This window comes from Streptomyces sp. NPDC051172, from assembly GCF_040682555.1.
Classification (GTDB): domain Bacteria; phylum Actinomycetota; class Actinomycetes; order Streptomycetales; family Streptomycetaceae; genus Streptomyces.
In genome coordinates, this window is record NZ_JBFBBE010000083.1 from 21,419 (window position 1) to 40,923 (window position 19,505).

Consider the following 19,505-nt stretch of genomic DNA (forward strand, 5'->3'; position numbering starts at 1 on the left):
GCACCGCCGTGCGCGCCATTCTCACAGCATGACTGACACCCCCCGCCCCCATTCCACAGAACGCGAGCGCGCACCCGAGCCGGCCGGCGGCTCGGGCGGTGCGAGCCGCAGAACCGTCATCGCCGCCCTGGGCGGTGCGACCCTCGGAGCGGCCGCTCTGGGGCTTCCGTCCGGGCAGGCGGCCGTGGCCGCAGGCCGGAACGACGCTGTCCCGGCCCGGCAGGCCGCCGACTGCGTCCTCACGCCCGAGCAGACCGAGGGGCCGTACTACCTGGACCTGGAGACGGTCCGCAAGGACATCACCGAGGGCAGGTCCGGCGTGCCCCTCACCCTCCGCGTCAAGGTGATCGACACCGCGACCTGCTCCGCGCTGCCGGGCACGGCGGTCGACATCTGGCACTGCGACGCTCTCGGCGTCTACTCCGGCTACGTGGCCGGCGGCTCCACCCCGGACACGACCTTCCTGCGCGGCGTGCAACTCACCGACTCCGGCGGCGTCGCCGAATTCACCACCATCTACCCCGGCTGGTACGTCGGCCGTGCGCTCCACATCCACGTGAAGACGCATGTCGGCGGCACCGTCGCCAGCGGCAAGTACCAGGGAGGCCATGTCTCCCACACCGGTCAGCTCTACTTCCCGGAGACGTACAACAGCAGGGTCGCCGCCTTGGCCCCCTACCGGAGCAACACGGCCACGCGAACGCCCAACGCCAGGGACGGCATCTACCGCAACGGCGGGTCCTCCACCCTGCTGACGCTCACGCAGGTCGGCAGCGACCTCGGCAAGGGAGTGAGCGGCGCCGTTGTGCTCGGCATCGATCCCGACGCCGTGCCCTGACACTCCATCCGGCCTTCCATGCATGCCGCGAGTCGCGTATCCCAGTGCGTCGATGACGGACGTGAGCCTCGCATCCGGGCATGGGCGGCCGGGATGCGGGGATGACCGGAGCATGACATGCGAGTCGTGCGGTGCGCCACTTACCGGTCGCCCTCGCGGTGGTCGACCGGCTCGCTACTGCTCCGGCGCATGCAGACAACGGGCGTTCCGGCAACGCTCGGCGCGCCCGGATTCGAGCGGGCTGCAGACGGCCGCGTCACCGCCGGCACAGAGCGCTTCCACCGCGCCGGCGACCACCGCCCAGGGCCGCGGCCTACCACATGCCCTCGACTCCTTCGTGGGCCGGCGGGCGGAGCTGTCGCGACTGCGTACGCTGCTGAGGACGTCGCGACTCCTGACGCTGACCGGCGCCGGCGGCGTCGGAAAGACGCGGTTGGCGCTGGAGTTCGCCAGGGGCCTGCCCAACCGCCACGGACGGGTCGACCTGGTCGAACTCGACGCGCTGCGTGACGGTGCAGCGCTGGCACAGTCCGTCGCCGCCGCCCTGGCCGTCGGTGAACGGGCCGGAGGATCCGGTGTCGACGTCCTGGTCCACGCGATCGGCGACGCCCGTCGGCTGCTGATCCTGGACAACTGCGAGCACCTGGCCGAGCCGTGTGCCCGGCTGATCGCAAGCTTGCTGAGTCGCTGCCCTCGGCTACGGATCCTGGCCACCAGCCGGGAGGCCCTGCGGGTACCCGGGGAGACCGTGCTGCGCGTCGGTGAGCTGTCGCTGCCGCCGGCCGACGCCGGAGACGACCCGGACGCCCTTCTGCGGGCGGACGCCGTCCGGCTGTTCGTCGAGCGTGCCTCGAGCTGCTCACCAGGGTTCACGCTGCATCGCAGAAACGGCCGGCTGGTTGCCGAGATCTGCCGCAGACTGGACGGCCTGACGCTCGCCGTCGAGCTGGCGGCCCGACGGGCCGGAACGCTTCCGCCGCGCGACATCCTGGCAGGACTGGGCGACCAGATGTGCCCGCTGTCCCTGCTGTCGGACGGGCACAGGACCGGCCCCGGGCGCCACAGCGAACTGGCCGCCGCGATCGACTGGAGCCACCGCCTGCTCGCTCCGGCCGAACAGGCCGTCTTCCGGCGTCTCGCGGTCCTCGTCGGCGGCTTCGACACGGCCGCGGCGCGGGCCGTCTGCGCCGACGAGGGCGTCGTCCCGTCGCGGATACTCGGCATCCTGTGCGCCCTTGAGGCCAAGTCCCTGATCGCACGTCTCCCGGGAGAGGCGGCGGGAGACGCGGAGACCGCACGATTCAGACAGCTGAGCACCATCCGCGCCTACGCCCTGGAGCGCCTGCTTGCATCCGGCGAGTTGCACAGCACCAGGCACCGGGTCCTCGGGTGGCTGAACGGACTCGCGGACCGGGCCGGCGACGAGGTGTTCCCCGACCAGGCCGGCAATCCGCTGGCCGCGGAACGGGACAACCTCGCGGCGGCTCTGGCCGACACCACCGGTCACGACGGTGTCTCGCGCCCACGCCTGGAACTGGAACTGGCGCGCGTGCACTACGAGCAGGAACAGCCGTCCGCCGCCCGCGCGTTACTGGCGGGACTGCTGCCGCAAACCGGCGCCCGGAGGCTCGGCGGAGCGGTACCGGCGCTCGCAGCGCGCGTAGCCTGTCAGCGGGCCGATCCGGCGCAGGCGCTGCACCTCGGCGAGCAGGCGGTGGCCGTGGAGCGCATGCGCGCTCACCCCGCCGGACTTGCCAACGCCCTGGACGCGCGGGCCGCGGCGCGGCTGTGCCGCGGGGAATTCGACGCGGCCGTAGCGGATCTGCGTGAGTGCCTGGAGGTCGTCGGCACGCTGGGCAGACCCAGGGACACCGCATGGTGCACCCATCACCTGGCCTGGGCACTGCTCCAAGCGGGCGGGGCGCTGGAGGCCGACACCCTCATGTCCCGCTGCCTGCCCGTGCTCAAGGACCACGCCCCGTGGAACCAGGTCGCGGCCGCTCTGCACACGGCGGGCGCCGTGCGGCTGGCCCTGGGGCAACTGGAAAGCGCCGAGGCGCTGTTCGGCGAGGTGCTGCGGATCGTGCCCGAAGGAAGTTTTCACGCGCTCTACCCGGTGGAGGGTCTGGCGCTCGTGGCCGCCGAGAGTGGAGACCCGCGACGGGCCCTCCTGTTGTACGAAGCGAGCGCACAGGCACGCCGCCGCCTCGACACCGTCTCCGAGGCTCCCTGGCGACGACAGGTGGAACGAACGGTGACTCGTATCAGTACACGGCTGCCGGCATCAGCTCGGGACGCGGCCGCCGGCGGCGGCCGCCGCCTGCCCCCGGACCGGCTTGTCGCGTACGCCCTCCGGACAAGGGGCGACGACCACCGAACGGCGACGCAGGCCGCAGAGGTCGTGGACGGCCGATCGACGCTCACCGGAAGGGAGTTCATGGTGGCCGAGCTCGTCGCCGACGGACTGACCAACCGTCAGATCGCCGAGCGGCTCGGCCTTTCGATCCATACGGTCGCCACGCACCTGGACAAGGTGCGCGACAAACTGGGCTTACGGTCCCGCACACGGATAGCCCTGTGGGTGGCCACACGGGCCAAGGCCGGAGACCCGCCTGCGTGACGCAACACCCGCCTCGCGCCGCCGTCGCGCAGCGGACGGTCCCGCTCACATCCGGCTCGTCCGGCGAGGGCGACCCGAGTGGTCATCCGGCCACGTCGATCCGAGTTCCACAACCGCAGCCCGGCCGACCAGGTTCGCTCAGGCGGCCGAGCTCGGCGGCCTCGATCGCCGGCGGGCCGGGCCGGCAGGGGTCTCGGACCGGGCTTTGCGGTGCAAGTACGGGTCGGCTTGCGGACGGTGAGGGCAGCCATGGCTTCGGTGCGGCCGACGGCGTCGGTCGTGGTTCTGCTCTCGGCAGACCGGCCGACCTGAGCACCCGAACCCGCGAAACTGGCCGCATGGGGAAGAACATGGCAGTGCGTCGGCTCGATCTGGGGTATTTCATCCGGCCCGCCTCGGAGATCGGCGGCCCGCAGCCGCGGGTCGAACCTGTGCTCGCCTACCTGGTGCAACACGATCGGGGACTGATCCTCTTCGACACCGGCATCGGCAAGGCGGACCCCGAGACCGAAGCCCATTACCGGCCCCGACGGCGAGACCTGCAGGATGCCCTGGCCGCGGCCGGAGTCGTGCTTGACGACATCTCACTCGTCGCGAACTGCCACCTCCACTTCGACCACTGCGGCGGGAACCCACTGCTGGGCGGCAAGCCCATCCTGGTCCAGGACATCGAGCTGGCCACTGCCCGCAACGGCGACCACACCTTCGACGAACTGATCGACTTCCCCGCCGCGTCCTATGAGGAGCTTTCCGGTGAGGCCGAGGTCTGGCCGGGTGTCTGGATCATTCCGACACCAGGGCACACCCAAGGGCATCAGTCGCTGGTCCTCCGGCAAGGAGACGGCACGGTGGTCCTCGCCGGCCAGGCGCACGACTTCGCTTCGCATTACGCATCGGACCAGCTGGCACACCGAGCGGCACGTGACGGCGTGGAGCAGCCGCTTCCCGCCTACCGGCACTGGATGGCGCGACTCGCCGACTTCGACCCACGAGGCGTTCTCTTCGCTCACGACTGCTCGGTCTGGGAACCGTCGCAGAGCACCTTCTAGGGCAGGCAGGGCGACTCCAAGCCGCATCGCCCACACGGGCGTGCTCGCCGCAACGCCAGGACCTCCAGGTCGAGGGCGGCGACGAGAACGGCTTCGGCCGTCGGCCGCGATCTGATGAGTCCGTGCGTCGATCGGCTCCCGCACCACGGCAGGGGCGACCTGTCGGACTCGTCACAGCCTTGGTCTGTGCCCCCGGGGTAGACGCCCCGGGTGGACGGGAGGTGCGTGTGACCGGACTGGCAGTCCCCCTGTGGGACGTGGACAACGGACAGGGCCTGCGTCAGCTGGCCGAACTGGGGCTCGCCCTGGTGCTGTCCAGCCTCGTCGGCTGGGAACGGGCGGCCCAGCAGAAAAGCGCGGGCCTGCGCACCCACACCCTGGTCGGGATCGCCAGTGCCTTGATGATGGAGGTGTCCCAGCACGGCTTCACCAACGTGCTCGGCCTGGACAACGTCTCCTTCGATCCCTCGCGGGTGGCGGCCCAGATCGTCTCCGGCATCGGCTTCATCGGCGGCGGCCTCATCTTCGTACGACGGGACGCCGTCCGCGGTCTGACCACCGCCGCGACGATCTGGCTCACCTGCGCGGTCGGCATGGCCTGCGGAGGCGGCCTGCCCATCCTCGCCTGCGCCGTCACCGCCCTGCACTTCCTCGTCGTACGGGGTTATCCCCTGCTGGCCGACCGTCTGATACCCGGCGCGACCGCGTCGACGTTCGAACTGAGCATGACGTACCGCACGGGCACGGCCCTGCTGCCCCAGCTCATGGAGACGTGCACCCGGCGCGGCTTCCACATCCTCCAGGTCAAGGTCGACCGCCTGCCCGGCCGAACCGATCCCGCCGCACACGTCCTGCTCGAACTCGAGGGCACCGCCGACGCCGGCCCACTCACCGCCGAGCTGTTCCAGAACGACGGCGTGATCGACGTCGAGATGACCTCGGCCACCGCCGAATAGGTGCGAGCTGAGTCAGGGCGGGCAGAGCACCGAGGTGTCAGGGATGTCAGTGTCCGCTGACGGTGAGCTCGTAGTCGCCGATCAGGTCGCCGAGCAGCGTGCCGGCGGTGAGGTCGCTGGTGACGTGGCCTGCCATGTAGAGGCGGGAGTAGAGGACTTCGGCGCGCATCCACTCGTAGTCGGCGGCTCGGTGCGGAGAGAGGGCGCTGAGGAAGGTGACGGCCGCGGCGGAGCGGGTGGCGTGGCGGGAGGGGTAGGAGTCGGGGCCCTTGGCGCCGGGTTTGATGTGCTTCTCAGGACGCAGGGTCGGGTCCAGGACGAACGGGGCCGGCTGCTTGTCCTTGGCCGCCAGCTGGTCGCTGATGGTCTTGGCCAGCTTCAGGGCGGCCTTGAGCGCGGCTTTCTCCGCCGTGCCCTGTGCGGCGGGGATCAGTTCGCGCTGGTCGTGGAGGTAGAGCTTCCAGATGTCCTTCTTGCCGTACAGCTCCAGCCAGGTGGCAGCCTTCTTCCCCGCTGCCGTACGGGTCTTCGCGAGCTGCTGGTCCTGACGGAGTTCGGCGGTGCGCTCCTTCGCCGACGGCGGGGGTGGCACCTGCTGCGCGGCCCAGGCGGCGAACGCCTTGTCGTCGCGGGCGGTACCGTGCGCGGCCTTCCAGTGTGCGAAGAGGGCGTCGGCCTTCTTGCGCTGGTCCGTCGCCTCTTTGCCGATCGTGGCGATGTCGGCATCGGTGAAGAGCGTGGGCGGCGGGTTCTGCTTGATCAGTGCCGTGGCGCCGGGCTTCTTCTTCGCGGGGTCGCCGGTGGCGGCCGAGACCGGCTGCGGTCGCACCACGCCGACGGCGACGGCCGCGAGGGCGAGCAAAGCGATCAGGGCGTACTGCCACTTGATGCCGCGCAGGACGTTCATACGGCGGAGGTCCTTTCGTGGAGCGGTGCCGTGCTCGTCACGCTGGTGAAGTGAGTACGAGCGAGGCGGCGTACGTCGTTGTCGGGGAGGCCGGGGGTGAGCAGGGACTGGCCGATGACGTACTTGCTGAGGGAGACGGGCCTGCCGCCCAGGGCCAGCATCAGCCGGTCGGCCGTGGCCGGTCGGACCCCGCCCTTGGTCTCGACGAGCACGTGGCCGGAGTCGAGCGCGACGGCGCGGTCGCCGTGATGGCAGGTGAGGGCGCCGTCGAGGGTGACGCGGGTGCCGCGGTCCAGGTCGGCGAGGGCGGCGCGGACGTAGCGGATCTCGACGGCGGGGGCCAGCTCCTTGGCCGCGACCGGGATGCCGGCCCGGTTCAGCGTCTCGTCGACGAACTCGGCCGCCTGGACGCCGAGATGGCCGTAAGCGGCGGCCGGGACCTTGAGGGCGTGCTTGACCGTGGCGCCGCGGCCGTCCTTGGTCTTCACCTCGACCCGGCACAGTCCGTCCTTCGCGTACAGGCGGGTGCGGACCTTCCAACGTCTGCGCCGGCCCTGGGCGTGCGCGCGCCACGCACCGAGCTGCTCGGTGTCGAAATAGGCGCTGAAGTAGCTCGTCGTACGGCGGCCGGCCAGGTCGAGAACGCGGTGCGTCTCGGCGAGCCGGGTGACGAGGTCGCGAGCGCGGTCGAGCGGGACGAGGTACTTGCGGTCGGTGCGATGCTGCAGGGCCGCGACCGCGTCGACCTCGGCCAGCGTCGCGCCGCGCAACGCGCATAGGCCCAGCCCTGCGGCGAACGAGGCGGCGGTCATGATGCCGTCACCTGCTCGCGCGGATCGGCGTCCGGGACGGACATGGGCTCACCGGGCTGAACGGGGTAACGGGCGGAGACCCGGGTGGTCTCACGGACGTAGTCGACCTCGTCGACGTCCACGGAGAGCGGGGCCTGACCGAAGCGGAGCGCCACGTCGTGGGCGATGAGCGCGGGCTCCGGGTAGATCCGGTCGAGGGTGAGTTTGACCGTACGGGTCGGCGGCTCGTAGGACTTCGGGTCGTCCACCAGCAGCACGGCCAGCAGCACCACGGCGTCCAGTACGACCACCAGCCACATCTGCCAGTGCGGTAGCCCGGTGCACAGGGCGATGACCAGGGTGACGAAGGTGTAGGCGACGTCGCGCAGGGTGAAGGCCGCGCTGCGCAGCCGGACCAGGGAGAGGATGCCGAACAGGCCGAAGCCGACTCCGGCCGGGAACTTGCCGGCGCTGATCGTGCTCATCGCGGCGAAGAGGCCGATGTTCAGCGCGGCCAGCACCAGTGGCATCGCCGGTACGCTGGGGCGGCGCCGGTAGAGCCAGCCGACCAGGATCAACAGCGCGATGACGTCGAGACCGCCGCGGGTCATCAGGTCCATGGGTGCGATGTGGCTGGTGATGCCCTTGGCGGCGAGCACCAGTGCGTGCATGTCAGTCCCTTCCGTCCCGGCACGTCGGACGGCGGACCGGTCGCGGTCCGCGGTGCACCGCGACCTGAACGACGGTAGGGAGGTCACATGAACAGACCATGAAGCCTTCCCGGGGCCCGGAGCCGGTGCCCCGGGCGGTTAGCCTGACCGGCATGCACTGCCTGGTCGTCGACGACGAGATGCGCCTCACGGACCTGGTCGTCCGCTACCTCACCGAGTCCGGTCACACCGCCGAGGGCCGCTACGACGGCCCCTCCGGCCTGGCCGCCGCCCGTGACCCGCGCGTGGACGCCGTGGTTCTCGACGTCATGTTGCCGGGGATGGACGGCGTCGAGGTGTGCCGGACGCTGCGCGGCGAAGGCATCGACGTCCCCGTCGTCCTGCTCACCGCCCGCGGCGCGATCAACGAGCGGGTCGCCGGCCTGGACGCCGGCGCCGACGACTACCTGGTCAAGCCGTTCGCCATGGAGGAACTGCTGGCCCGGCTGCGGGCCATCTCCCGGCGCCGCCCCGACTGCTCGGGCCGCCTCCAGATCGGCGACCTCGCCCTGGACCCCGAGCAGCAGCGCGCCTGGCGGGCGGAGACCGAACTCGACCTCTCCCGCCGCGAGTTCGATGTCCTGAGAGTGCTCATGGAGAACGCCGGCCGGGTCGTGACCCGCCTCCAGCTGCTCGACGAGGTCTGGGACGGCGAGACCGACCTGCGCAGCAACGCCATCGACGTCCATGTCTCCAAGGTGCGCGCCAAGGTCGACCGCGCCTTCGAGCGTACGACGATCACGACCCTGCGCGGACGTGGCTACCGTCTGGAGACCGCCCCGTGAGGCTGCGTCACCGGCTGGGATCCTGGTTCCGGCGGCTGCCCGTGGTCACGCGTCTGGTGCTGGCCGTCGCCGTCACCATGTCCCTGGTGCTCACCGGGGCTGCCGGACTGGTCTACTGGCGGGTCGAAACCGCCCTGGACCAGCAGCTGAACGACGACCTCACCACCTACCAGCGCAGCCTCGACCAGGCGGTGCGCGCCGGAACCAAGCTCCCGCCCGGCCCCAGCGGCAGCCTCCAACAGGTCCTCGACGGACAAGGCAGCGTCCTGCGCTCCAGCGACGCCCTCCGCCACGAACTGCTACTCACCGCCGCCGAGCTGGATGCCGTGGCGCACGGCGCCACCGTCCGGCGGGACGTCGGCTCCCTGCTCCCGATCACCTCGGACACCCTGCGGCTGCAGGCCAGGCGCGTCACGGCGGCCAGACAGACCCGGATCGTGGTCGCCGCCGTGCGGCGCGGTCACCGCGACGAGGCGCTGCGTGAACTCCTCGCCCAACTGGCGATCGCATCCGGCCTGACCCTGATCGCGGCCTCGTACGTCGGCTACCGCACCGCCCGCGCCGCTCTGCGCCCCGTCGAGCGCTACCGCACCGCGGCAGCCACCCTCGCCGACGGCGCCCAGAACACGCGCCTGGACGTGCCCGCGGACCACGACGACGAGATCACCCGTCTCGGCCACACCCTCAACCACATGCTCGACCGCCTCGATGCCTCCGCGGAACGCCAACGCCGGTTCGTCGCGGACGCCAGTCACGAACTGCGCACCCCGCTCACCCTGATCAGAGCCGAACTCGACGTCGCCCTGCACCGCCCCCGCTCGGCCGGGGAACTCACCGACACCCTGCGCTCCGTGGACACCGAGGTCCAGCGCCTGATCGACCTCTCCAACGCCCTCCTCGACCTGGAAGAACTCGGCAGCGCCGGACACACCACCGCGCTGCCCGTGCGCCTCGCCGACCTGCTCGACACGGCTGTCGCCGCGCACCGACGCACCGCCGAGCGGGCGGGGCGCGTCCTGATCGTCGACGCCGCCCGCGTGACCGTCGACGTCGACGCCCGCTGGCTGCGGCCGGCCGTCGGCAACCTCGTGGACAACGCCCTGCGCCACGGCCGCGGGGCCGTCCACGTCACAGCTGCCGTCGAAGACGGCAGGCTTCGACTGCGTGTCACGGACGACGGCCCCGGCTTCGCACCCGATTTCCTGCCCCGGGCGTTCCACCGCTTCGCACGTGCCGACGCGAGCCGCGCCAGCGAGGGCTCCGGCCTGGGACTCGCCTTCGTACAGGCGGTGGCCACGGCGCACGGCGGTACCGCACACGCCGAGAACACCGGGCAGGGCGCCACCGTCACGCTCGTCCTGCCCTGCTGATCCGCGCGCACCGCCGCCGGCCCGGCGCCACCGTGCGTACGTGCGCTGCTGGACCCGCCTGTACCCCGCGGCGTCAACGCCGGACCGGCACCGCCCGAAGCTCGGCCATCCGCCGTACGACTGGCGACCGATCAGTCGCACCCGGCGGTCAGCGAGCCGGAGTCTGCCGATCGTCCGGGTCCGGAGACGGCCGGCTCGCGTCCGTGGCCCGACGACGGCGCAGGTGGCGAACGACCACCACGGCGAGAGCCACGCCGACTGCGGCGAGCACGTACAGCTCATAACGCCGGATGGCCGGGTACAGAGCATCGACTCCCCGGGGACGGGCACACCGAAGTCCTCCAGGAAGAGCAGACCACCGACCGCCCCGTAACCCCAGTGGTCGAGGAGCGGGGCCAGGTCGGCAAGGACACCGGGCAAGGGAGGTGCGGTCATTGCGGATCACCTCTGAAGCCGAAACTACCGGGTGGGCTGTCACGTGGCACCGGTTGGCAGCATCCGTCGGCACGCGACACCACCAAGCAGGCGACCCGCGAGTTCACCCGGCGACAACCCCGCGGGCTCGAACTCTGCGGCCTCTTTGCCGTAGGTGCGGGTGGCGGGTGCGACGAGCGCCGCCCGCATCCCCGAGTTCACGGCCGAGCCCATGGTCCGGCCGAGGCGTTCCCCGCACGCGGACAGCACACCGGTCAGGCCCGGCAGTTCGCACATCCCAGACCGTTCGCGATGAGCAGCGAGCCCACCGTGATGCCGCCCCGCGTGGTGAGACGGCCGTCGTCCAGCGCCCGCCCGGCCTTCGGCTGGACCATGGCGGCGCCGGTGGCGAGCACCGACACGACGGCACCCACCCCGTCACCGGCGGCCACCGTCACCGAGGCCGAGCACGACGCGGCCTGAAGGCCGCGAGGTCGGCGGGGACCGGATGCCCCGGCTCTGACCATCCGCCCGCCGGCCCTCCATCCACTGACAGCTACGCGGTCTCGGACAGTGATGGCAGGGACATCGACCCCCTCGCTGAAGGGCGCCAACGGCAGCCCGAACCGTCCAGGAGTCGTGGGACGCCCTGACCTGCGAAAGGGACCGGAGGCTGCGGTCAGACGTTGACCCCGAAGTCGGCCGCGATGCCTCGCAGGCCGGACGCGTAACCCTGGCCGACCGCGCGGAACTTCCACTCTCCGCCGTACCGGTACAGCTCCCCGAAGACCATTGCCGTCTCCGACGAGGCGTCCTCGGAGAGGTCGTAGCGGGCGATCTCCTGGCCGCCGGCCTGGTTCACCACGCGGATGAAGGCGTTGCGCACCTGCCCGAAACTCTGGCCGCGCGACTCCGCTTCGTGGATGGAGACCGGGAAGACGATCCGCTCGATCTCGGCCGGTACGGCGGCGAGGTCGACCTTGATGGACTCGTCGTCGCCCTCGCCCTCACCGGTGAGGTTGTCGCCGGTGTGCTCGACCGAACGGTCGGGGCTGGTGAGGTTGTTGTAGAAGACGAAGTGCTGGTCGGAGGCGACCTTGCCCGACGCGTCGAGCAGCAGCGCGGAGGCGTCCAGGTCGTAGTCCGCGCCCGTCGTCGTCCGTACGTCCCAGCCCAGACCGACCAGCACTGCGCTCAGGCCCGGCGCCTCCTTGCTCAGCGACACGTTGCCGCCCTTGCCCAGGCTTACTCCCACGGTTCTTCCTCTCGACTGCGGACTGTTTTCACGGTCACTGGGCTTCAACGCCGACACCACCGCGACGGTTCCCATGCTTGCGCAACCACTAAAGTATCGACCCCACAGGGTTCCCGCGCCGGGCGGGTCGACCTGGCGAAGGCGAAGGGTGCCAGATGTTCTCCGATGTGGGCCCCATGGAACTGGTCACGCTGGCGGTCCTCGCCGTCCTGCTGTTCGGACCGGACAGACTCCCGGAGATCATCCAGAACGTGGCCGGGTTCCTGCGCAAGGTGCGGGAGCTCTCCGAGAGCGCCAAGGAGGAGATCCGCTCCGAACTGGGGCCGGGGTTCAAGGACTTCGAGTTCGAGGACCTGCATCCGAAGACGTTCGTGCGCAAGCACGTCCTCGACGGCGGCGGCAACGGCCTCGGCGACGGCTTCGGGCTCGACGAGGTCCGCAGCGCCCTCGACCCGAGGGCGGAACTGGCGCAGGTCGCCGAAGCCGTGCGCGAAGCGGCCGACGAGGTGCCGCAGGACGATGCGACACCGGGGAGCGCCGCAGCGACACATGTCGACTTGCGCAAGCCCTAAACTGATGGCCGTGGAAACGATCGGCATGACGGGATGGGAGACCGCGGTGCTCACCGGAGGGCCCGCGGACGGACTGCGGATGAAGGTCTCCGACCGGCCGCGGGTGATCCAAGTGACGTATCCGTGCCAGGTGGAAGCCGGACCGCAGGGCCTGCGCGCGGAAGGGGTGTACCTCTACCGCCGCGACTACGGCGTCACGAGCGAACCGCTACGGTACGGCTTCGACATAGCCAGCCCTTGAAGGACGGGCTCGCGGAGATCAGCGGCGGGTGACTCTCGGCGGCGGGACGGGCCGTCACGGTCTCACCGGACGCCGTCCGATGCAGGCAGGCCGGGCGCAGGGCCGACGAGGTGACTTTTCGGCCGTCGAGAACCAGTACTCTTCCGCCTGCGTCGTACGGCAGTGTGCCGACGGCTCGACCTGTGGGGGGACCACATGAGCAGCGAGATCTACTTCAGCAACAACTATCGTGACCTGTGCGAACGCAACGGCACCGGGGCCGGTTTCCAATTCGAGTTCTCCTGCTCCCGGTGCTACGACACCTGGCGGTCGCCCTTCGAGGCGTACGTCGGCGAGCGGGCCGCCAGCTGGCTCCAGAAAGGAGCCGACGTCGCCTGGAGCCTGCTCGGCAACACGGGCAGGGGCGTGACGTCGGCGGCCGACGGGCTTGCGGGGGCCGGCTGGGGACAGGCCCGCGACCACGCCTTCCAGCGGGCGATCAGCAATGCGCAGGGGCACTTCAACCGCTGCGCTCGCTGCACCAATTACGTCTGCGGACGCTGCTGGAACGCCGCGCAGGGACTGTGCCTGCACTGCGCCCCCGACACCGCGGCCGAGGCCATGGCGGCCCAGCAGCGTGGCCTCAACGACATGGCCTCGCAGCGGTCCTACGCCGCGGGGCAGCAGGCGGGGCAGACCTACGACCCGTCCACGCCCCGGCAGTTGGTCTGTCCTCAGTGCCGTACCGAGACCCATGGAGCCGCCTACTGCTCCGGGTGCGGCTACCACCTCGCCCAGTCCAACCAGTGCGCCTCCTGCTCCGGCGTCGTTCCGAACGGTGCGGCCTTCTGCCCGGGCTGCGGCACACGCCAGTAGCCGGCGGCCGATGTCGACGCTCGCGCGCGGCGGCGGACACAACCGCGGCCGCGCGCTTCACGCGTCGGAATCGGGCTCGGCGACGGCAGCCGCGTACGCCTGCGCCGGGGTCATCGGCACGCCGTTGATCTGCACCGTCCTGTAGGGGCTGACCTTGGCGCAGGTCCTGGCCTGGTCGGCGGTGGAGGCGTGGGCGTTGGAGACCGCGGCCTGCGTGTCGGCGGGCGGGGCCGAGGAGGTGCCGCCCGGGTAGCTGTCACCGCTCGGCCAGTCGCTGCCGATGACCAGCGTCAGCCCCGTTCCGGTGCCCTGCTTCAGTTGGGAGGAGGGCAGCCCCAATGCCTTGGCGGCCGTCTGGGCCTCGGCCTTCTGGCCCGTGCCGTAGGTCAGGGTGGTGGTGGTCGCAGCGCTCGGGGCGTTGGCCGTGGTCGTGCCGGAGCTGAAGCCGTGGTCGGTCAGGGCCGTCGCGATCGTCGAGGCGCGGCCGGTGATCGTGGTCCCGTTCTCCACCGTCACGGCGATCTGCGAGGCGGGCACGGCCGAGGCGGTCGCGGAGGCCTTCGCTGTCACGGAGGCCGCCGCGGACTTGCCGCCGGAGCCGGTGGTCAGGGACTGGTCGCCCGCGATGGCAGAGAACAGGCTCCTGGCGCCCGCGCCCACCAGCACATGGTCGCGGTTGGCCGGGTCGGGAGCGGTCTGCATGGTGGTGAACGTCATCCGCTTGGTGGGGACCTTGTCCACGTCGGCCGCGAGCGCGATCAGTTTCCTGACGCTACCGAGGCCGTCGTCGACGGTCAGCGCCTTGGTGGCGGCGTCCGCGAGGTCGTACACCTTGGTGGGGTCGGTGAGTGTGCCCGCGCTCTTGAAGTTGCGGATCAGCGCACTCAGGAAGATGTGCTGGGAGACGGTACGACCGAGGTCGCTGCCGTCCCCGAAGCCGTGCCGGGAGCGGACGAACTCCAGGGCCGCGACGCCCTTGAGGGTGTGGGTGCCCTTGGACAGCTTCAGATGCGAGTACGTGTCGTAGACATTGTCGCTGACGCAGACGTCGACACCGCCGACCGCGTCGGACATCTTGACCACGCCGGAGAAGTCGAGCTCGACGAAGTGGCCGATGGGAATGCCGGTGAGCTGGTGCACGGTGGCCACCTGACACGCGGGGCCGTACTGGAGCGCGCTGTTGATCTGGCCGTAGTAGCCGGACGTGGACTGGCCGGTCACGCTGTCCTTGCAGGCCGGGACATGGGTCATGGTGTCCCGCGGGATGCTCATCACGGTGGCGTTGGAACGGTCCGCGGAGACATGCACCACCATCTCCACGTCCGCGTTCCCGTGGCCGGTCTGCACGCCGGTCTTCGAACAGCCGCCGCCGAGCTTGCAGTCCACCGCGCTGGTCCTGCCGTCGGAGCCCATCACCAGGATGTCGATCGGGGTACGGCCGAAGGCATCCGCCTTCTCCGTGCCACCCTTGCCGTCGAGCGAGACGCTGTTGATGTTGCCGTTCAGGTGCTGGTAGAACCACCAGCCGGCGCCTGCGGTTGCCAGGATCAGGACGGACAGACAGAACGTGGCGATCTTCAGCACCCGCCTTCCGCGGCCCGTCAGCCGGGGCCGGCGCCGCGGGTCCGTACGGCCGCGCGAGCCGGCAGCCGCCGGTACGCCCGATGGGCGCATCCCGCCCGGCCCGGACCCGCGCTGACCGGGCACCCGGCCGGTGCGGCTACGCGTGGCCCGACCGCCCGGCCCGTCCCACGGGTCACTCATCTCCAACTCCCATGAACGGTCGGGCCCGGCAGACGGAGCCGTCGGGGTACGGGCAGGTGAGAGACGTCCCACCTCGATTGCATAGTTGCGCAATCTAGCAAATCTATGGCCTGTACAGCCCAGATCCTGCCGTATTCACAGGCGAGGGATCTCATGCCTGGGGAGGCGCGCCCCCCTGACACCTGGCGATGATCCAGGCGGCGCCGCGCTCGGCCAGAGCCCGGCGCCGACCCCGACGCGAGCGCCGCACGGCGACGGCGGAGGAGCGGGGCGTCGGCGGCTCGGCGGCCAGTGCTGCGAGACGTCCGGCGGCACGCGCCAGTTCTGCCCGCAGCCGTCGGCGCCGCCTGGAAGAACTCGCCCTCAACAACGCAGAATAGAGCCCTTCGACCTCGGCCAGGGCGGCGGCCAGCCGCAGATTCGCAGCCCGCACTCGCTGAATCTCCCCGCGCGGCATGCACGCCCCCTCCCCCGACACCGGGCTCACCCCCCGCTCACTTCGATTATTGCGCAATGTTGCAATTAACCCGGCCGGTATCGGGAAGATCGGGCGACTGCCGCCGTCTGCGCCGGTGCCACTCGCGGCTTCAGCCGGCTGCGACTGCACTTCCCGCCTTGGCCCAGTTGGCGTTCAGCTTGTCCAGGTAGGACTGCGCCTGGCTGCCCCGGGCCGCGCCGCGCGCGAAGGCGAGCATGTTGCCCGCGCCCGTGTTGTAGCCGAGGGCCAGCAGCTCGTTCTTGGTGTACGCGCCGCGCCAGGCAGCGGGCAGCTGGGCCGTCAGGTCGTGCAGGTACCAGGCTTCGGCCTCGATCGCGAGGTCACGGTCGTCGGGCAGCTCCTCCCACCGCCGGTCGGCGAAGTCCCGCCCCTTCTTGACCTCGTCGAAGGTGGCGCGGTGCATGTTCGCGATACCGAAGGCGGCGTCCGGCTTGTACTTCTGCCAGGCCCGCTCGAGGGACGGGTCGTGGGGCTTGTACGACTCGTTGTAGAGGATCGCCATCAGCAACTGGGCGCTGACGCCCGTCTGGCGAGCCCGGGTGCGGACCTGGGAGGCGTAGTCGGCCGGGTCGTACGACGAGGCCGTCGTCGCCGAGGTCGGAGGAGCCGCCGTAGCCGCCGGAGTGGAGACGGACGCTCGTGCCCGGGGCCGCGTGTCGCCCTGCGGGGTACCGGCCGCACGCACAATGACGTACAGCGCCAGGGCGAAGACCACCACGGGGAGCCACCGCCAGCGCTTCGGCGCCTGTGACTTCGCCATGCCTCGCCCTCTCTCGCACCCCGCCCCGTTGGTCGGCACCCTTCTACAACAGGCGCACTAAGACCTGCGTGAGGCGCCGCTGTGTCCGCGCCGCAGCACGGTCCGGCTCAGCCCTGCCGTAACGGCCGCGGCAGTCTCACACACCTGCCGCGTTCAGTCGGCGCACCGGTGCGGCGGACTTTCGCGTCCGGGCGGTCAGCTGCCCGACCATCACGCGGACCACGGTCACGACGTCGGGGTCGTCGACGTAGTAGACCTGCCGGCGGCCATCGCGTCGGGCGCGGACGAGCCCGGCGAGCTTCAGCTTCGCCAGGTGCTGGCTCACCGCGGGCAGCGCGCCGCCGACCCGGTCGGCAAGATGCGTGACGTCGCTCTCGCCCTGGGACAGCGCCCACATGATGTGCAGCCGGGCCGACGAGGCGAGCAGTCCGAACGCCGCGGCCGCCTCCGCCAGGAGTTCGGCGGACGGATCCTCATAGCCACCGACGTTCTGTGCCACAGTCGTCTCCCGCCCCAACCTCGTCACAGCGCCCGCACGCGCGCGCACCCAGTGTAGGCGTACGCCTCGCCGTGCAGGTGGTACCGGGGACCCGGCCGTGCTCGTCGGAGGCCTGGCAGGCCGCAGTCCGCCGGTCATTCCTCGTAGTAGTTGTTGACGATCACGTCCGGTTCGTCGTCGTCGAACGCCTCGTTCAGCAGCGCGCCCCCGACCAGACCGGCCGCACCGGCGCCGATGAGCGCTCCCGCGCCGAAGCGGCGACCGCCGCCCTGCTGCTGTTGTTGGTGGTGGTGGTCGTACTGGTCCCCGTACGGCTGCCCGTATCCCTGCTGGGGATAGCCCTGCGGCGCGGGCTGCGGATAGCCCTGCTGGGGCGGCGTGTAGAACGGCGGCGGCGTGCTCTGCACGCGCTGCGCGCAGCCGCCGCACGCCTGGACCGGCCGGGGCACGCCCCACTGCGGGGACCAGGTCACGGTCGTCGTGCCGGGGCCGTGGTTGGGGTCGAAGAAGCACGTCATGGGGGAACTCCCGGTGGGTTGCGGGGTGGGGGCGAACGCCGGAGGCGGCGGGACGGTCGGAGTGGGGGGCACAGGCGGCACGTAGGCAGGAGCACTCACCGGCGCCGAGGCGCTGGGAGCCGGGTTCGGGGGCGTGTCGCGCAGGACATTCACGCCATAGTCGGTGGCGATGCCGGCCAGCCCGGAGGCGTAACCCTGGCCCACCGCTCGGAACTTCCACTCCGCCCCGTGCCTGTACAACTCGCCGAAAACCAGGGCGGTTTCCTTCGACAGACTGCCGGAGGCGAGGTCGTAGCGGGCCAGTTCGGTGCCCGCTCCCCGGTCGAGGACGCGGATGTGGGCGCGATGCACCTGCCCGAAGCTCTGGCCTCGGGAGGCGGGCTCGTAGAGGGAGACGAGAAAGACGATCTTCGTGACGTGGTCCGGGACCAGGGCGATGTCGACGTGGATCTGCTGGTCGTCCCCACCGACCGGACTGCCGCCACCGGAGTGGCGGACCGAACCGTCGGGACTGGCCGGGTTGTTGTAGAAGACGAAGTGCTGGTCGGAGAGCACCTTCCCGGACTGGTCGCACAGCAGCGCGCCGGCGTCCAGGTCGTAGCCGGTGTTCGCCTGCCAGCCCAGCCCGACCGTGACCGCAGTCAGGCCCGGAGCCTGCTTGCTCAGCGACACGTTGCCGCCCTTGGTCAGGGACACACTCATGCACGTCCTCCGCAGTTACCGTTCCGCTTTCCGCGGTCCTCTTGGTCAACTCGACTCTAATCCTTCCACTTGCCGGCTTGCGCAAATGTCTTGATCAGGTGACAGAACCTCAACGGCTCATCGGCAGTGACCAGCAGGCTCTCGTCAACGCGCCGCGACTGTTCCTAGGCTTGCGCAACCAGGCAGTACGCAACATTGGGCACCCGGCGGACTCCGCCCGGCCCGACCCGACTGGAGGACAACACCGTGGGCATCATCAGCTGGATCATCCTCGGCCTGCTCGCCGGAGCGATCGCGAAGATCCTGCTGCCCGGCCGCGACCCGGGCGGCCTGATCGGCACCACCCTCATCGGCGTCGCCGGTGCCTTCGTGGGCGGCTGGCTCTCCGCGCGCTTCCTCGACCGCCCGGTGGAGAAGAACTTCTTCGACCTCTACACCTGGGGCGCGGCCATCGGCGGCTCGCTGGTCCTGCTCATCGCCTACCGGATCCTGTTCGGCAACTCGCGCGACTGACCCGCGGACCGGCCCGCCGCCCCGGCCCCAGACGGCCGGCGACGGCGGGCAGCAGGTCCCGGAAGGCCCGGTCGGCGGCGGGCTCGCCGATCCGCACCAGCGGCCGCCACTCGCCTACGGCAACGACACAGCACCCGGCGGCTGGGGCGTGATCGTGCACCACGTGTGCAACCCTTCCCACGGCGATGCTGCTCGGGCCGGTGTTCGACGCCGCCTCCGACCGCCGTCCGCACGGGCACCGGCCTCCGGTGCCCGGCGACTCGTCCGCCGCCACCCTGACCGGGCCGCGGTGTCGCCACGGCCCGGCACACGGGTACCCCCTTCCCGTCCTGTTCCTGCCGGCTGCGGACTTCGGGGGTTGGCGGTCAGATCGAATGGTCGCCCAGGTGACCGAACAGGGTGTTCCTGGTTCGCCACGTCGCCGGATCCGCCCAAACGCTCCAGCAGCCCCGGCACGTGCGTGTCCACGGCGGCCGGGTGCCCAGGCCCTCGCGACGGTTATCGCGTTCTCCGTACGGCGATTTCCACAGCAGCCCCACCGAAGTGACATGAGCCAGCCGTGGCGGCCTCCGAGGGTCCGGCCGTGCTCGGCGTACCGTGCGCGGAGTCGCGGGCGTCGCCGATGGTGTCGCCTTGCCACCCCGGCTTCGGCCTCTCCCTGCTGCACACCATCACCGCCTCCGCGGAGGTCCAGGCGCTCAGCCTGCTCGGCATCTTCGTCCTCGGCATCGCCGCCGCCCAGATACTGCTGTTCGTGCCGCGCCTGCTGACGGTCCCGTAGGCGCCCGCAGGCAGCGTCTGATCAGCGGATGACGCGGTGCGGCTGAGCCGCCTGCGAGGCCGTCGCACGAGTGGTGGCCGTGGCCGGAGCGACGGGCCCGTAGCCG

General features: G+C 70.9%; 21 protein-coding genes. 12 read left to right on the forward strand and 9 right to left on the reverse strand.

The features are described 5' to 3' along the window. The first annotated feature begins 28 nt into the window (after nucleotides 1-28). The 4 genes from AB0N07_RS35765 (at nucleotide 29) to AB0N07_RS35780 (ending at nucleotide 5,463) form a co-directional block, all read left to right on the forward strand. Nucleotides 29-838 carry an intradiol ring-cleavage dioxygenase gene (locus AB0N07_RS35765; RefSeq protein WP_365842408.1) on the forward strand — a complete coding sequence of 270 codons (810 nt, stop codon included), beginning with the start codon at nucleotides 29-31 and terminating at the stop codon, nucleotides 836-838. Between the two features lie 337 nt (nucleotides 839-1,175). Continuing rightward, nucleotides 1,176-3,458: a LuxR C-terminal-related transcriptional regulator gene (locus AB0N07_RS35770; protein WP_365842410.1), complete on the forward strand. Its 2,283-nt coding sequence runs from the start codon at nucleotides 1,176-1,178 to the stop codon at nucleotides 3,456-3,458. A 338-nt stretch (nucleotides 3,459-3,796) separates the two neighbouring features. Next, nucleotides 3,797-4,507 (forward strand): N-acyl homoserine lactonase family protein, encoded by a 711-nt coding sequence (locus tag AB0N07_RS35775; RefSeq protein ID WP_365842412.1) that lies wholly within the window; start codon nucleotides 3,797-3,799, stop codon nucleotides 4,505-4,507. A gap of 227 nt (nucleotides 4,508-4,734) precedes the next feature. Beyond that, nucleotides 4,735-5,463: an MgtC/SapB family protein gene (locus tag AB0N07_RS35780; protein ID WP_365842414.1), complete on the forward strand. Its 729-nt coding sequence runs from the start codon at nucleotides 4,735-4,737 to the stop codon at nucleotides 5,461-5,463. Nucleotides 5,464-5,509: 46 nt separating this feature from the next. On the opposite strand, the gene AB0N07_RS35785 is transcribed toward AB0N07_RS35780, so the two are convergent. The 3 genes from AB0N07_RS35785 to AB0N07_RS35795 are packed head-to-tail and all read right to left on the reverse strand — an operon-like array spanning nucleotide 5,510 to nucleotide 7,832. Continuing rightward, a complete protein-coding gene (locus AB0N07_RS35785; RefSeq protein WP_365842416.1) occupies nucleotides 5,510-6,370 on the reverse strand; it encodes a phosphatase PAP2 family protein in 861 nt (286 codons plus the stop codon). Then, complete coding sequence (locus AB0N07_RS35790; protein ID WP_365842418.1) at nucleotides 6,367-7,182, reverse strand: polyphosphate polymerase domain-containing protein; 816 nt, start codon at nucleotides 7,180-7,182, stop codon at nucleotides 6,367-6,369. Before AB0N07_RS35790 ends, AB0N07_RS35785 begins: the two co-directional genes overlap by 4 nt. Beyond that, the gene (locus tag AB0N07_RS35795) at nucleotides 7,179-7,832 is read right to left on the reverse strand and encodes a DUF4956 domain-containing protein (protein WP_365842420.1); all 654 of its coding nucleotides are present in this window, start codon (nucleotides 7,830-7,832) and stop codon (nucleotides 7,179-7,181) included. Before AB0N07_RS35795 ends, AB0N07_RS35790 begins: the two co-directional genes overlap by 4 nt. A 152-nt stretch (nucleotides 7,833-7,984) precedes the next feature. On the opposite strand from AB0N07_RS35795, the gene AB0N07_RS35800 reads away from it, so the two are divergent. After that, entirely contained in the window at nucleotides 7,985-8,656 is a 672-nt protein-coding gene (locus AB0N07_RS35800) for a response regulator transcription factor (protein WP_365842422.1), read from the forward strand. After that, a complete protein-coding gene (locus AB0N07_RS35805) occupies nucleotides 8,653-10,026 on the forward strand; it encodes a HAMP domain-containing sensor histidine kinase (RefSeq protein WP_365842424.1) in 1,374 nt (457 codons plus the stop codon). Before AB0N07_RS35800 ends, AB0N07_RS35805 begins: the two co-directional genes overlap by 4 nt. A 474-nt stretch (nucleotides 10,027-10,500) precedes the next feature. On the opposite strand, the gene AB0N07_RS35810 is transcribed toward AB0N07_RS35805, so the two are convergent. Further along, nucleotides 10,501-10,737, reverse strand: a complete 237-nt coding sequence (locus tag AB0N07_RS35810; RefSeq protein WP_365842426.1) for a hypothetical protein — start codon at nucleotides 10,735-10,737, stop codon at nucleotides 10,501-10,503. 15 nt (nucleotides 10,738-10,752) lie between these two features. Between AB0N07_RS35810 and AB0N07_RS35815 the strand changes: the two genes are divergently transcribed. Further along, nucleotides 10,753-10,923 (forward strand): hypothetical protein, encoded by a 171-nt coding sequence (locus AB0N07_RS35815; RefSeq protein WP_365842428.1) that lies wholly within the window; start codon nucleotides 10,753-10,755, stop codon nucleotides 10,921-10,923. A gap of 196 nt (nucleotides 10,924-11,119) precedes the next feature. On the opposite strand, the gene AB0N07_RS35820 is transcribed toward AB0N07_RS35815, so the two are convergent. Then, nucleotides 11,120-11,695 carry a TerD family protein gene (locus tag AB0N07_RS35820; RefSeq protein WP_344400856.1) on the reverse strand — a complete coding sequence of 192 codons (576 nt, stop codon included), beginning with the start codon at nucleotides 11,693-11,695 and terminating at the stop codon, nucleotides 11,120-11,122. A gap of 155 nt (nucleotides 11,696-11,850) precedes the next feature. On the opposite strand from AB0N07_RS35820, the gene AB0N07_RS35825 reads away from it, so the two are divergent. From AB0N07_RS35825 to AB0N07_RS35835, 3 genes are all read left to right on the forward strand, one after another. Then, the gene (locus AB0N07_RS35825) at nucleotides 11,851-12,267 is read left to right on the forward strand and encodes a sec-independent translocase (RefSeq protein WP_365842430.1); all 417 of its coding nucleotides are present in this window, start codon (nucleotides 11,851-11,853) and stop codon (nucleotides 12,265-12,267) included. Between the two features lie 4 nt (nucleotides 12,268-12,271). Next, complete coding sequence (locus AB0N07_RS35830) at nucleotides 12,272-12,508, forward strand: hypothetical protein (protein ID WP_365842432.1); 237 nt, start codon at nucleotides 12,272-12,274, stop codon at nucleotides 12,506-12,508. A 195-nt stretch (nucleotides 12,509-12,703) separates the two neighbouring features. After that, on the forward strand, nucleotides 12,704-13,363 hold the full coding sequence (locus AB0N07_RS35835; protein WP_365842434.1) for a zinc ribbon domain-containing protein: 660 nt from the start codon (nucleotides 12,704-12,706) through the stop codon (nucleotides 13,361-13,363). Nucleotides 13,364-13,420: 57 nt separating this feature from the next. On the opposite strand, the gene AB0N07_RS35840 is transcribed toward AB0N07_RS35835, so the two are convergent. The 4 genes from AB0N07_RS35840 to AB0N07_RS35855 all read right to left on the reverse strand — a co-directional run bounded on the left by AB0N07_RS35840 (nucleotide 13,421) and on the right by AB0N07_RS35855 (nucleotide 18,105). Further along, the gene (locus AB0N07_RS35840) at nucleotides 13,421-15,127 is read right to left on the reverse strand and encodes an LCP family protein (RefSeq protein ID WP_365842436.1); all 1,707 of its coding nucleotides are present in this window, start codon (nucleotides 15,125-15,127) and stop codon (nucleotides 13,421-13,423) included. A 587-nt stretch (nucleotides 15,128-15,714) separates the two neighbouring features. Beyond that, on the reverse strand, nucleotides 15,715-16,386 hold the full coding sequence (locus AB0N07_RS35845; RefSeq protein WP_365842438.1) for a transglycosylase SLT domain-containing protein: 672 nt from the start codon (nucleotides 16,384-16,386) through the stop codon (nucleotides 15,715-15,717). A gap of 136 nt (nucleotides 16,387-16,522) precedes the next feature. Further along, nucleotides 16,523-16,885, reverse strand: a complete 363-nt coding sequence (locus AB0N07_RS35850) for a metalloregulator ArsR/SmtB family transcription factor (protein WP_365842440.1) — start codon at nucleotides 16,883-16,885, stop codon at nucleotides 16,523-16,525. 134 nt (nucleotides 16,886-17,019) lie between these two features. Then, nucleotides 17,020-18,105 (reverse strand): TerD family protein, encoded by a 1,086-nt coding sequence (locus AB0N07_RS35855; protein WP_365842442.1) that lies wholly within the window; start codon nucleotides 18,103-18,105, stop codon nucleotides 17,020-17,022. Between the two features lie 246 nt (nucleotides 18,106-18,351). On the opposite strand from AB0N07_RS35855, the gene AB0N07_RS35860 reads away from it, so the two are divergent. Both AB0N07_RS35860 and AB0N07_RS35865 read left to right on the forward strand, forming a co-directional pair. Then, nucleotides 18,352-18,618 carry a GlsB/YeaQ/YmgE family stress response membrane protein gene (locus tag AB0N07_RS35860; protein WP_115910834.1) on the forward strand — a complete coding sequence of 89 codons (267 nt, stop codon included), beginning with the start codon at nucleotides 18,352-18,354 and terminating at the stop codon, nucleotides 18,616-18,618. 559 nt (nucleotides 18,619-19,177) lie between these two features. Then, a complete protein-coding gene (locus AB0N07_RS35865; RefSeq protein WP_365842444.1) occupies nucleotides 19,178-19,399 on the forward strand; it encodes a hypothetical protein in 222 nt (73 codons plus the stop codon). The last annotated feature ends 106 nt before the right edge of the window (nucleotides 19,400-19,505 follow it).

Coding starts and splice junctions, on each gene's coding strand:
- AB0N07_RS35765 (WP_365842408.1), top strand. CDS start 29: ATGACTGACACCCCCCGCCCCCATTCCACAGAACGCGAGCGCGCACCC.
- AB0N07_RS35775 (WP_365842412.1), top strand. CDS start 3,797: ATGGGGAAGAACATGGCAGTGCGTCGGCTCGATCTGGGGTATTTCATC.
- AB0N07_RS35785 (WP_365842416.1), bottom strand. CDS start 6,370: ATGAACGTCCTGCGCGGCATCAAGTGGCAGTACGCCCTGATCGCTTTG.
- AB0N07_RS35790 (WP_365842418.1), bottom strand. CDS start 7,182: ATGACCGCCGCCTCGTTCGCCGCAGGGCTGGGCCTATGCGCGTTGCGC.
- AB0N07_RS35795 (WP_365842420.1), bottom strand. CDS start 7,832: ATGCACGCACTGGTGCTCGCCGCCAAGGGCATCACCAGCCACATCGCA.
- AB0N07_RS35800 (WP_365842422.1), top strand. CDS start 7,985: ATGCACTGCCTGGTCGTCGACGACGAGATGCGCCTCACGGACCTGGTC.
- AB0N07_RS35810 (WP_365842426.1), bottom strand. CDS start 10,737: ATGTGCGAACTGCCGGGCCTGACCGGTGTGCTGTCCGCGTGCGGGGAA.
- AB0N07_RS35815 (WP_365842428.1), top strand. CDS start 10,753: ATGAGCAGCGAGCCCACCGTGATGCCGCCCCGCGTGGTGAGACGGCCG.
- AB0N07_RS35825 (WP_365842430.1), top strand. CDS start 11,851: ATGTTCTCCGATGTGGGCCCCATGGAACTGGTCACGCTGGCGGTCCTC.
- AB0N07_RS35830 (WP_365842432.1), top strand. CDS start 12,272: ATGGCCGTGGAAACGATCGGCATGACGGGATGGGAGACCGCGGTGCTC.
- AB0N07_RS35835 (WP_365842434.1), top strand. CDS start 12,704: ATGAGCAGCGAGATCTACTTCAGCAACAACTATCGTGACCTGTGCGAA.
- AB0N07_RS35840 (WP_365842436.1), bottom strand. CDS start 15,127: ATGAGTGACCCGTGGGACGGGCCGGGCGGTCGGGCCACGCGTAGCCGC.
- AB0N07_RS35845 (WP_365842438.1), bottom strand. CDS start 16,386: ATGGCGAAGTCACAGGCGCCGAAGCGCTGGCGGTGGCTCCCCGTGGTG.
- AB0N07_RS35855 (WP_365842442.1), bottom strand. CDS start 18,105: ATGAGTGTGTCCCTGACCAAGGGCGGCAACGTGTCGCTGAGCAAGCAG.